Source organism: Pseudomonas sp. H2_A10 (assembly GCF_054680085.1).
In genome coordinates this window covers 397,536-408,776 of sequence record NZ_CP162821.1, presented here as the reverse complement: position 1 = coordinate 408,776, position 11,241 = coordinate 397,536, and the positions used below count along the sequence as shown (strand labels likewise).

Annotated in this window: 10 protein-coding genes; 3 read left to right on the top strand and 7 right to left on the bottom strand. The window is 60.4% G+C overall.

What is annotated here, in order from left to right:
• Nucleotides 1-4 precede the first annotated feature (4 nt).
• From AB4O23_RS01875 to AB4O23_RS01865, 3 genes are read right to left on the bottom strand one after another with little or no spacing between them, the layout of a single operon-like run.
• Nucleotides 5-274, bottom strand: a complete 270-nt coding sequence (locus AB4O23_RS01875) for a phosphopantetheine-binding protein (protein ID WP_017526500.1) — start codon at nucleotides 272-274, stop codon at nucleotides 5-7.
• Nucleotides 252-1,064 (bottom strand): lysophospholipid acyltransferase family protein, encoded by an 813-nt coding sequence (locus tag AB4O23_RS01870; RefSeq protein ID WP_017526499.1) that lies wholly within the window; start codon nucleotides 1,062-1,064, stop codon nucleotides 252-254. The genes AB4O23_RS01875 and AB4O23_RS01870 overlap by 23 nt, the downstream gene beginning before the upstream one ends.
• Nucleotides 1,040-1,759 carry a beta-ketoacyl synthase chain length factor gene (locus tag AB4O23_RS01865; RefSeq protein WP_017526498.1) on the bottom strand — a complete coding sequence of 240 codons (720 nt, stop codon included), beginning with the start codon at nucleotides 1,757-1,759 and terminating at the stop codon, nucleotides 1,040-1,042. The genes AB4O23_RS01870 and AB4O23_RS01865 overlap by 25 nt, the downstream gene beginning before the upstream one ends.
• Nucleotides 1,760-2,086: 327 nt before the next feature.
• Here AB4O23_RS01865 and AB4O23_RS01860 point away from each other — a divergent pair, with 327 nt between their 5' ends.
• A complete protein-coding gene (locus AB4O23_RS01860; RefSeq protein WP_003171256.1) occupies nucleotides 2,087-2,857 on the top strand; it encodes a ParA family protein in 771 nt (256 codons plus the stop codon).
• A gap of 137 nt (nucleotides 2,858-2,994) precedes the next feature.
• On the opposite strand, the gene trxC is transcribed toward AB4O23_RS01860, so the two are convergent.
• The gene (gene trxC, locus AB4O23_RS01855) at nucleotides 2,995-3,429 is read right to left on the bottom strand and encodes a thioredoxin TrxC (RefSeq protein WP_460061948.1); all 435 of its coding nucleotides are present in this window, start codon (nucleotides 3,427-3,429) and stop codon (nucleotides 2,995-2,997) included.
• 207 nt (nucleotides 3,430-3,636) lie between these two features.
• On the opposite strand from trxC, the gene AB4O23_RS01850 reads away from it, so the two are divergent.
• Together AB4O23_RS01850 and AB4O23_RS01845 are read left to right on the top strand one after the other, a co-directional pair.
• Nucleotides 3,637-3,942 (top strand): type II toxin-antitoxin system HigB family toxin, encoded by a 306-nt coding sequence (locus AB4O23_RS01850; protein ID WP_065879476.1) that lies wholly within the window; start codon nucleotides 3,637-3,639, stop codon nucleotides 3,940-3,942.
• The gene (locus tag AB4O23_RS01845) at nucleotides 3,939-4,343 is read left to right on the top strand and encodes a helix-turn-helix domain-containing protein (RefSeq protein ID WP_017526495.1); all 405 of its coding nucleotides are present in this window, start codon (nucleotides 3,939-3,941) and stop codon (nucleotides 4,341-4,343) included. Before AB4O23_RS01850 ends, AB4O23_RS01845 begins: the two co-directional genes overlap by 4 nt.
• Before the next feature lie 2 nt (nucleotides 4,344-4,345).
• Here the strand turns inward: AB4O23_RS01845 and selO are convergent, their stop codons facing one another.
• The 3 genes from selO to AB4O23_RS01830 are packed head-to-tail and all read right to left on the bottom strand — an operon-like array spanning nucleotide 4,346 to nucleotide 11,036.
• Nucleotides 4,346-5,809: a protein adenylyltransferase SelO gene (gene selO, locus AB4O23_RS01840; protein ID WP_460150377.1), complete on the bottom strand. Its 1,464-nt coding sequence runs from the start codon at nucleotides 5,807-5,809 to the stop codon at nucleotides 4,346-4,348.
• 48 nt (nucleotides 5,810-5,857) lie between these two features.
• A complete protein-coding gene (gene mscK, locus AB4O23_RS01835; protein WP_017526493.1) occupies nucleotides 5,858-9,241 on the bottom strand; it encodes a mechanosensitive channel MscK in 3,384 nt (1,127 codons plus the stop codon).
• Between the two features lie 52 nt (nucleotides 9,242-9,293).
• Nucleotides 9,294-11,036 carry a potassium/proton antiporter gene (locus AB4O23_RS01830; RefSeq protein ID WP_460070203.1) on the bottom strand — a complete coding sequence of 581 codons (1,743 nt, stop codon included), beginning with the start codon at nucleotides 11,034-11,036 and terminating at the stop codon, nucleotides 9,294-9,296.
• Between the last annotated feature and the right edge of the window lie 205 nt (nucleotides 11,037-11,241).

Sequence of the window (11,241 nt, the reverse complement as noted above, 5' to 3'; positions counted from 1 at the left end):
GGTCTCAAGCTGCCTGTCTGGCTGTGACGAATGCCGCAAGGCTGGCCACATTGGTGAAGTGATTGCGCGTGTCTTTGGCGTCGGCATCGATTTTGATGCCGTACTTTTTCTGGATCGCCAGGCCCAATTCCAGGGCGTCTACCGAATCCAGGCCCAGGCCTTCGCCGAACAGGGTTTGGTCGCTACCGATGTCGTCGGGGTTGATATCTTCCAGGCCCAGGGCGTCGATAATCAGCGTTTTTATGTCGTGCTCAAGGCGGTGTTGGTCGCTCATCTTCGGCGAGCTCCTTAATAAAATAGTCATGCAGGTAATCGTTGAGCTTGCGTGAGGCCTGGGGTGCGGGTCCCAGTGTTGCAAACGCCTGTGGTTCTATATCGGCACCCACGCGCAAACTGAAATGAAAGCGGCGTTTGGGGATGCGATACCAGGGTTCGGCTTTGGTCAGCGTGGTGGGGCTTACTTTGATCACCACCGGGGTGATGAGTGTCGCACCTCGCAGTGCAATGGCGGCGGCACCGCGATGAAAGGCAGGCGCTGCGCCGGGTGTGGTGCGGGTGCCTTCCGGGAAAATGATCAAGGTCTGGCCTGCGCGCAGGGCGTCTGCGGCGGCGTCGAGCATGTCCGAGCTGCCGTCATTGCTGATGTAGCCGGCGTCGCGCACCGGGCCACGCATGAATGGGTTTTGGAACAGGCTCTGCTTGACCACGCAGTTGGTCTGGCGCATCAGGCCGATCAGGAACACGACGTCGATCAGCGAAGGGTGGTTGGCGATGATCATCTGGCCGGGGCGACCGAGCTTTTCGGCGCCTTCGACGCTGTAGGTCAGCACGCCTGCGCGATACATCATGCGGACAAAGAACCAGAACAGTTTGCTGATGGTATGGCGGGCACGGCGCTGATGTTTTTCTGCGCTGCCCGGCAGGCAACTTAGTAACGGAAAAATCAGCAAGCGCAGGCACAGCCCACCGAAGCCGAACAGCGTGAAGCTGGCGGCGGTGGCGAGCAGGCGCCAGTAGTAGGCATCCCGTGGCTTGCTGGTCAGGCCTTGCGTTGCCAGTTCCATACGCGGTTCTTCCAGGCATGTTGGCAGGCGCCCTGTTCGGTGAGCAGGGTGCGCAGCAGGTTCAGGGCGTGGGGCCACTGGGTTCGAGTGGGTTGGACAGTGCCCGAGGTGAGTTCCAGTTGCCACTCGTCGCCTGGTGTCAGCAGCAAGCCAAGGGCGTAAGGGAACGGCACATCGACAATCCAGTTGGCGTAGGCCTCGGGGGGCTGTTCTTCGGTAATCACCAGCAACACCGCCGGCGTGCCTTCGTTGAGCAGCGCGGCAGCCTCAAGCACGCCGTGCTCCAGGCCGTCGCCGGCGGCGGCGAGGGCGGTCATTTCACTGGTTTCATCGCGCAGGATCGACCACAGGCCAATCACCGCGTTGTGCACCGACAGGCTGAACTGGGTCGGCGACAGCGGCTGGTCGTTGGCCAGGTCGCTGAGAATGTCGAGCGTGCGCGGGGTTTCACCATGCCGGGAAACAAACACCAACGGCAGGTCTTGCAGGCCCTCGGCCAGCGGCCAGCCCACGCTGAACGCCATGCGCGCCAGACGGCTCAGGCGCCGGCGCTGCATGGCCGGCAAAAACGACACGTCGGGCGAGGCTTCGCTGGCGGGCAGCAACACCGGGGCCCGACACCAGGCGTGCCAGTCGTCCGCACGCTCCAGGCCAGGGGCCCAGGCGCGCCATTGGGCGATGTTGAAGTTGATCACTGAGAAGTTATCCCGCCCCTGCGGGCTTCCATGTGCGGCTTTTGGCCCCGAATACCGGGACAGGGAGCAATCGCCGAATGGCGCGCATTATCCCGGTGCCGTGGGGTTCTAGCAAACTTTGGTAAATAATTGTTCACGGCTGATTACAAAATAGTGGGAGAGATTTACAGATTGTCCCCTAGCCGAGGTCGGCTTGGATTGTCGGACTATTCCTAATCACCTGTGCGTGGCCTGCCTTTGTTGCCGCAACGCATCGATGAACGAGGTAGCTAACAGGCGCTTTTGCCCTCTACACTCGGACAATTATTGATACACGGAGGTTTTTCCATGCGGCGTGTGGTGTTCAATCAGAAAGGCGGCGTGGGCAAGTCCAGCATCGCCTGCAACCTGGCGGCGGTCAGCGCCAGCGAAGGCTATCGAACCCTGTTGGTGGACCTCGATGCACAAGCCAACTCAACGCAGTACCTCACCGGGCTGACTGGCGATGATATCCCCATGGGGATCGCGGACTTTTTCAAGCAAACCCTGTCTTCCGGGCCGTTTTCGAAGAAGAACAAGGTGGATATCTACGAAACGCCGTTCGACAACCTGCATGTGATTACCGCCACTGCCGAATTGGCTGATCTGCAGCCCAAGCTTGAGGCTAAGCACAAGATCAACAAGCTGAGAAAGCTGTTGGATGAACTGGGCGAGGATTACGACCGGATTTACCTGGATACGCCGCCAGCACTTAATTTTTATGCGGTTTCGGCGTTGATTGCCGCTGATCGCGTACTGATCCCCTTCGATTGCGACAGCTTCTCGCGCCAAGCCCTCTACGGCCTGCTGGCGGAAATCGAAGAACTGAAGGACGACCACAACGAAGGCCTGGAAGTGGAAGGCATCGTGGTTAACCAGTTCCAGGCTCGGGCAAGCCTGCCACAGCAGATATTGGACGAACTGATTGCCGAAGGGCTGCCGGTGCTGCCGGTGTACCTGGCCAGCTCGGTGCGCATGCGCGAGTCGCACCAAGAGAGCAAACCGCTGATCCACTTGGACCCGCGACACAAGCTGACGCAGCAGTTTGTGGAATTGCATAACTTGCTGGAAAACGGCTGATTTTGCCGACGACACAAAAACTTGTGGGAGGGGGCTTGCTCCCGATAGCGGTGTATCAGTTTCGGATGGACTGACTGACCCATCGCTATCGGGAGCAAGCCCCCTCCCACACTGTCCGGTGGTGCTTTCCCGATCGGTTACACGCCCTGGCTACGCAACCAACTCATCAACTGCGGCAACGGAAACGCCCCGCTCTGGCGCGCCACTTCGCGGCCGTTCTTGAACAGAATCAAACTGGGGATCGAACGAATCCCCAATTGCCCCGACAACTGCTGGTTGACCTCACTGTCGAGCTTGGCCAGTCGGCACTTGCCCGCAAGCTGCCCAGCCGCCTGTTCAAACACCGGCGCAAACGACTTGCACGGCCCGCACCAGTCGGCCCACACATCCACCAACAGCGGCAGGTCGCCCTTGATCTGGCTGGCGTAGTCGCCTTGCTTAAGCTCAAACGGCTTGTTCAACAACACGGGTTGCTTGCAACGCCCGCACTTGGGCGTATCACCCAGGCGTTCGCCGGGGATGCGGTTGAGGCCGTTGCAATGGGGGCAGGGGATGACGAGAGGTTCGGACATGGGGGCTCCTTGGTTTGGCCAATGGGATCTATCTGGAGCCAGGCCTTGGATTTATCAAGGAAACGAGTGGGCGACTTATTCGCTCATAGTTTGCTCATGCTAGTGAAGGCCCCGCTATCTAGTCTGTTGGAGTCTGTTCCGTTTTGTGCCATCGGTCTGTTTGCAGCTATAGCAAATTGAGATATTCGAGGTACAGGTCTAACCTTCATAGCAAGATGCGATAAGGACAGTGAAAAAAAGATTTGGGAAGCAAAGGAAAAGTGGCTGCGCTCAGCAACGGCTTTGGATCAGTGGTATCGCTTGATCAGGCGCAACTCCCCCAAAGACTTCGCGTCGATGAAAACCATGTTCCCTGCCACGGATAAGGTCGGAAAGTTTCATGTGTTTGATATCGGAGGTAACAAGCTGAGATTGATTGCTTGCGTGGCCTATCAGGTGCAGCGCGTCTATATCAAGCAGCTGCTTGATCATCGTGATTATGAGAAAGATAAGTGGAAGGAAAAAACCAGATGAGCGCGCTTATGCGAGTGGCGGCAGAGCACTGGCAATACGTTTCGCCCGTGCTGCGCAAACCAGAAAACGAGGCGGCCTACGACGCCCTGGTGTGCGGCTTGGACGAGTTACTGAGCCTGGTCGGTGAAGATGAAAACAGCCCTCTGATGAGCTTGGTGGATATCCTCAGCGACTGGATCGAAGCCTACGATCATAAGCATCGCCCTATGCCCGAGGCCAGCGGTGTAGACGTGTTGCGCTACATGATGCGTGAGCACAACCTCACCCAAAGCGATCTGCCGGGCGTGGGTGCCCAATCGGTTGTTTCTGAAGTATTGAGCGGAAAGCGCCAGCTCAACGTGCGGCAAATTCGTTGGCTGGCTGAGCGCTTTGGAGTTTCGGTTGAAACCTTCATTCGGTGACATTACGACGAACAACTAATCTCCAAATGCTTGCCCCAATCCGGCGGCCGCTGCGCGTATTGCTCCATCCCCGTTTGCTCCTCAAACGGCTTGGACAGCACCGCATGCAGCCGCCGTACTTCGCTGTAATCCCCGGATTCGGCGGCGGCGATGGCGTTTTGTGCCAGATAGTTGCGCAGGATGTACAGCGGGTTGACCGCGTGCATCCGCCCACGGCGCTGTTCTTCGCTGTACTCCCCATCCCGCGCAACACGGGCCTTGTACAGGTCGACCCAGGCATCGAACCCGGCCATGTCGACAAAGTCATCGCGCAGCCGCGCCACGGCCAGCGCCGCAGATTCATCCCCCAAACGGCGGAAGAACAGCGTGTAATCCACGCCACTGTTCTGCATCAGCTTGAGCAGGCGCTCTACCAATTTCTGGTCGTCGTCTTCGGCCGTGGTCAGCCCCAGGCGGCGGCGCATCAGGTCCAGGTAGTGGGCCTGGTAGAACGGCAGGTACAGGCCGAGCGCCTCCTTCAAGGCTTCAACGCTGATAAACGGCGTCAGCGCCTGGGCCAGCGCGCTGAGGTTCCATTGGCCGATGGGCACCTGGTTGCTGAAGGAATAGCGCCCTTCATGGTCCGAATGGTTGCAGATAAAGTGCGCGTCGAAATCATCCAGAAACGCATACGGCCCGTAGTCGAAAGTGATGCCGAGGATCGACATGTTGTCGGTGTTCATCACGCCATGGCAGAAACCGTAGGCCTGCCATTTGGCGATCAGTTCGGCGTTGCGCTCGACGATCTCGCGGAACATCGCCAGGTACGGCTCGGGCTGTTCGCGACATTCGGGGTAATGCAGATTCAAGACGTGCTCGGCCAGTTCTGCCTGCTGCTCGGGCTTTTTGGTGTAGTAGAAATATTCGAAATGCCCGAAGCGGATATGGCTCGGCGCCAGGCGCAACACCATGGCGCCGCGCTCTTGCTTCTCGCGCCATACCGGCGTGCTGGAGCCGATCACGCACAAGGCGCGGCTGGTGGGGATACCCAGCGCATGCAGCGCCTCGGAAGCGAGGAATTCACGAATCGAGGAGCGCAGCACCGCGCGGCCATCGCCCATCCGCGAGTACGGCGTCATCCCGGCACCCTTGAGGTGCAGGTCCCAGTGCTCGCCGGCATTGTTGTACACCTCGCCCAACAACAGTCCGCGGCCATCGCCGAGTTGCGGGGTATAGCCGCCGAACTGATGCCCCGAATAGACCATCGCCCGCGGCTCAGCTTCGGCCCATAGCTTATGGCCGCCAAACAGCTCGGCAAACACCGGCGTTTCGGCCACCGCCGGGTCGAGGTCGAGCAGGGCCATGGCAGCATCGCTCGCCACGACAAGGCGCGGCTCATCGAGCGGTTCTGGCAGGACGTGGGTTGAGAACGCGTCGCCCAAACGGGCGAAGCGGTTGTCGAAGGTCAGTTCGTCTAGGGCTTTCACCGGCCATCTCCAGCAGAATGCCCCGGCATTGTGCTGGGGCTAGATGCGTTAGTCGAGTTTGCTCGGTGGCGGTTCCGGCGCATCCTCGACCTTTCCGGCGGGCGGCTCGGGTGCGTCCTGCACCGGCGCGGGACCGATAAGGGTCTTGCGCTCGTCTTCCACCGGCACCAGTTTGTATTCCTGGCCGTGCAGGTTTTTCAGGTACACCTCCATCTGCCGGAAGGAGATGTTGATGTGCTGTTTCTTGAATTCACGGTTGATGTAGCGGTTGACCTCGTCCAGCACCGGGTTACGGTCGCCCAGGTCACGTACGTGCATGCGCAGTTCGTGATCGAGGGTGCTTTCGCCGAAATTGAGGAAATACACGTGAGGCTCGGGTTCTTTGAGTACCCGTGGGTTTTCCCTGGCGGCCTTGAGCAACAACTCCTTTACCAGGTCCAGGTCGGAGCCGTAGTCCACACCCAGCTTCAGGGTGACGCGGGTAATGGTGTCGGTCAGCGACCAGTTGATCAGTTGCCCGGTAATGAAGGTTTTGTTCGGGACAATGATGTCCTTGCGGTCGAAATCGGTGATGGTGGTGGCGCGGATGCGGATTTTGCTCACCGTGCCCGACAGGTTACCGATGGTGATGGTGTCGCCGATGCGCACCGGGCGTTCGAACAGGATCATGATGCCGGAAATAAAGTTGGCGAAGATCTCCTGCATGCCGAAGCCCAGGCCTACCGACAGCGCGGCCACCAGCCATTGCAATTTGTCCCAGCTCACGCCGAGGGTAGAGAGCGTGGAGACAAAACCCACCCCGGCAATCACGTACGAAAGCAACGTGGTGGTGGCGTAGGCGCTGCCCTGGGCCAGGTCGAGCTTGGATAGCACCAATACTTCCAGCAAGCCGGGCAAGTTGCGCGCCAGGGCGAAGGTGATACCGATGATGATCAGCGCGCCGAGCAAGTCGCCGATGCTGATGGGCACCATGCTGATATTGGCCCCGGTGCCGCTGGTGTATTCGTACAGGGTGACGTTATCCAGGTAGGAAAACACCGAGATCAGGTCCGACCATACCCAGTACAGCGCCGCGATAAAACCACCGAGCAGGGCCAGGCGGATCAGGCGCAAGGATTGTTCGTTGACCTTTTCGATGTCCAGCGTCGGCTCTTCAACCACCGCTTCGCCTTCACCCGCTTCCTTGGCCGCCTGGCGTTTGGCCAGGGCGCGCGCATAGGCCAGGCGTCGTGCGGCGACGCTCAGCCAGCGCACGAAGGTGGCTTCGATCACCAGCCAGAACATCAGCAGGTACAGGGTGTTGATCAAGCGGTCGCTGAGTTTGAGGGCGGTGTAGTAATAGCCGAAGCACACGGCGATAAACAATGCGACGGGCAAAGCGGTAAACAGCAGGCCCATGGCTTTGCGAAACAGCGAGGCTTTTTCGTGGGTGGGGCTGTTGAGCAGCAGGCGGCCCAGCAGCCAGGCCATCAGGGCATAACAGGTCAGCACGACGCCGATGCCCAATACGTCATCGGCCAGCGCCGCCGGCTGGTGCTCGGCAACCGCCACCACGGCCACCAGGGCCAGTACCACCAGCCCGAGCTTGCGGACCCAGCCTTGCAGGAATTCAACCTGGGGTTTTTCCCAGCGGAAGTGCAGTTCGGCCACGCCACCTGGCGCGAGAATCCGGTAGGCGGTGTAGAACACCAACCATGCCTGGGCCAGTTGCAGCAGCGCTGAACCCAGGTTGGCGTTTTGCCCGCGGGCGTCGATCTGCAATGCGTAGCCGCACAATGCCAGCCCCAGGGACACCGGCATCGCCAGCAGGATGTTGATCAGGATGGCCTGCGGCGTATGCCATTGGCTGTCGCGCTTGAAGTGGCCGATGTCCAGATGCACTTTACTCAGCCGCTGGTACAGCGCCTTGCGTCGCCACAGCAGGGCGCCAATCAATAGCAGCAGCGGCAGAAACAACAGTGGGCGCTGGGTAAGGCCGTCATACAGTTCGCTGACGCTGGACGCCCACGGCAGGCTGGTGACTTGCTTGCTCAGGTGCGCCGGCACGCTTTCCAGCCACTCGGTGTCCAGCGGCTTGTTGCTGGGGATCCAGAACATCTGTTCGTCGAGCGTCGCGCGCAGGGTGGTGGCGGTGCTCAGCAGTTGTTTCTGGTTCAGTTGCAGGGTGATGGATTCGTTGAGCAGCGCGCTCAGTTCGCGGCTCAGGCGTTCCAGCAAGTCGCTGCGGGTAATCGCCAGTTCCAGCAAGGTGCGGCGCAGCTGTGGCGTCACGTCATCCGGCGGTTGGTTGGCCAGCAGATTTTCCACATAGGCGCTGGGGGAGCTGATCAACTCGCGTTGCTGGTTGACCTCGAACTGGTACAGGCGAATGTTGGCGATGTCGTCGGCCAGGTCGCGGTCGACGGTCAGGCGTGGCAAGGCCTGTTTTTGCTTATAGAGGATCTTCGACAGCAGCAGGCTGCCCTTGAGCACGTTGATCTGGTCGTCCAGCGCGGCGTCGTTCTGGGTCACCGTGTCCAGTTGTTGCTTGGTTTGCAGGTTCTTCTGGGTCAGGTCGTTGAGGCGGTCGGTGCTTTTGAGCAGGTAGTCGGACAGCTTCAGGTTCTCTGCGCTTTCCGTGGCCAGGATGCTGCTGCCGCCGGACTTCTGTGCCTCGATGGACTGCTGCGTCACGGTCTGCTGGGATTGCGCCAGGCGCTTCTGGTTGATCAGGGTTTGCAGGTCCTGGATCTCTTGTTCCAGGCGCGCGGCTTTTTCCTGGATCAGGTCATGCTGGCTGTTGCCCAGGTCTTGCAATTGGCTGTTGCCGGCCAGTTCCTGGCGGCGCAGCGGGATCAAGGCATTCAGTGCCGCCAGTTCGGCATTCAGCTGGTTGCGTTGGTCTGCGTTGAGGGCTTTGCCATTGTCCTTGCCGGCCTTGAGCGTCGAGTTGATCTGTAGGATGCGCGCCTGGCTGCTGCTGATTTCGGTCTGCGCACGCTCGGGGCGGGTCTGCGCGGCGATGGTCATGCTGTTGGCGTCGGCCAGTTCTTTTTGCAGGTCGCCTTGCTGGGTGCTGCGCTGGACCAGCAGTTGTTCCAGTTGCGGTACGGGCAGCGTGGCATAGCGCTGGGCCACCGGAATGACCTTGGTGGCTTTGAGTCGAGTCAGTTCGCGCTGATTTTCGCTGGTCTGGCGCGGGGCATCTTCCAACTGGCGCTTGACGTCGGCCAGGCGCTGCTCGTAGTCCTGCTTGTTGCCCAGGTACGTCAGGGTTTGCTGCAGGACGGTTTGCAGCGCCTTCATGTCGGCGTCGGGCAGCTTGCGGTCGGGCAGCTTGTCCAGGGTTTGCTGGATGGCGTCGGCGCTGGGCGGGTCGGCGGCGTAGACGTTGCCGACACAAAGGGTCAGGCCCAGCAGGGCGGTGGCGAGAAATGTGCGCAGGGTTGGCATAGAGACCGATTGAGCTAGGTGAAGAGTCGGGAGCGTTGCGTCGCTCGGCAGTTTAGAGGAAGAGACCGGGGCCCGGGCGACTTCCTTCGGGGAATCTGACGCCCACTTTGCCGATCTTGTTCCCGTCCATGACCGCGACGGTCCAGATGGTGTTGTTCCACTCCACCTGGTCGCCGACCACCGGCGCGCCGCCGACTTTCTGGGTGATGAAACGGCTCAACGGCATGTCCGGGTCGATCCCTTCGAGCTTGAGGCCATACAGCGCCGAAACCGCGCCCAGTTGGGCGTCGCCTTCAAGGACGAAGTCGCCGAAGAAGCGCAGGTCGAGGCCGCGTTGCGGTGCCTGGCTGAACAGTTTGCCCAGGGCCGCCAGGTTGTGTTCGTGGCCGATCACGCAGAGCAGATCGCCGACTTCCAGCACGGTACTACCCGACGGATGGAGCAGTTGCTGGCCACGAAAAAGGGCAGCGATCCGTGTGCCTTCGGGCATTTTCAGCTCGCGCAGGGCTGCGCCGATGCACCATTTTTCCGCGCCCAGGCGGTAGACGAACAGTTCCCACTCGCTGGTGACATGTACTTCGAGGGCGGAACGGGAGATCGGCGCGGGGTCCGGCGGTACCGTCACTTTCAACAACTTGGCCACCCACGGCAGGCTCGTGCCCTGTACCAGCAACGACACCAGCACGATAAAGAACGCCAGGTTGAAATACAGCTGCGCATGGGGCAGCCCGGCCATCAGCGGGAACACTGCCAGAATGATCGGCACCGCGCCGCGCAGGCCGACCCAGGCGATAAAGGCTTTTTCGCGGCCGTGGAACGCCTTGAACGGCAGCAGGCCGACCAGCACCGACAGCGGCCGCGCAAACAGGATCATCCACAGCGCCAGGCCCAGCGCCGGCAGGGCGATCGGCAGCAAGTCGTGGGGGGTGACCAGCAGGCCCAGCACCAGGAACATGCCGATCTGCGCGAGCCAGGCCATGCCATCGAGCATATGCAAAATGCCATGACGGCTGCGCACCGGACGGTTGCCGATCACCAGGCCGCACAGGTACACCGCGAGGAAGCCGCTGCCGTGCAGGGCGTTGGTCAGGGCAAATACGAACAGGCCGCCGGCGATCACCAGGATCGGGTACAAGCCGTTGGCCAGGTTGATGCGGTTGACCATTTGCAGCATTAACCAGCCGCCACCCAGGCCGACGATGCCGCCGATACCGAATTCGCGCACCAGATGGGTCAGCAGGCTCCAGTGCAGGTCGGTCTGGCCGCTGGCGAGCATGTCGATCAGTGTCACGGTGAGGAACACCGCCATCGGGTCGTTGCTGCCGGATTCAATTTCGAGGCTGGCGCTGACCCGTTCGTTAAGCCCCTTGCCGCCCAGCAGCGAGAACACCGCCGCCGCATCGGTGGAGCCGACGATGGCGCCGATCAGCAAGCCTTGAATGATATTGAGGTTAAACAGCCATGCCGCCGCCATGCCGGTGAGGCCGGTGGTAATCAATACCCCCACCGTGGCCAGCGACAACGCCGGCCAGAGCGCCACGCGAAAACTCGCTACCCGTGTGCGCAGGCCGCCGTCGAGCAGGATCACGGCCAAGGCCAGGTTGCCCACCAGGTAGGCGGTCGGGTAGTTGTCGAAGATGATGCCGCCGCCATCGACACCGGCCAGCATGCCTACGCCCAGGATGATCACCAGGATCGGAATCCCCAGGCGCGACGAAAGAGAACTTACCAGAATGCTCGCACTCACCAGCAACGCGCCGATCAAGAACAGGCTGTTGATGGTCGTCGCATTCAAAGGCAGTACTCCGTGGGCAAACAAGACAGGCGCGGACTGACCATGCAGTCTGCGTGCCAGCGATTCTAACCTGTTGAATTGCTGCGCTGTCAAAAAGCTTTTTCTGATTCGCAGGGATCCAAATGTGTAAGGGGCAAACTCCCCCTCCCACATTTTTAACCGAGTACGTTCAGTTGGAGGCGCAAGCGCCCGACCAGAGGTTTTA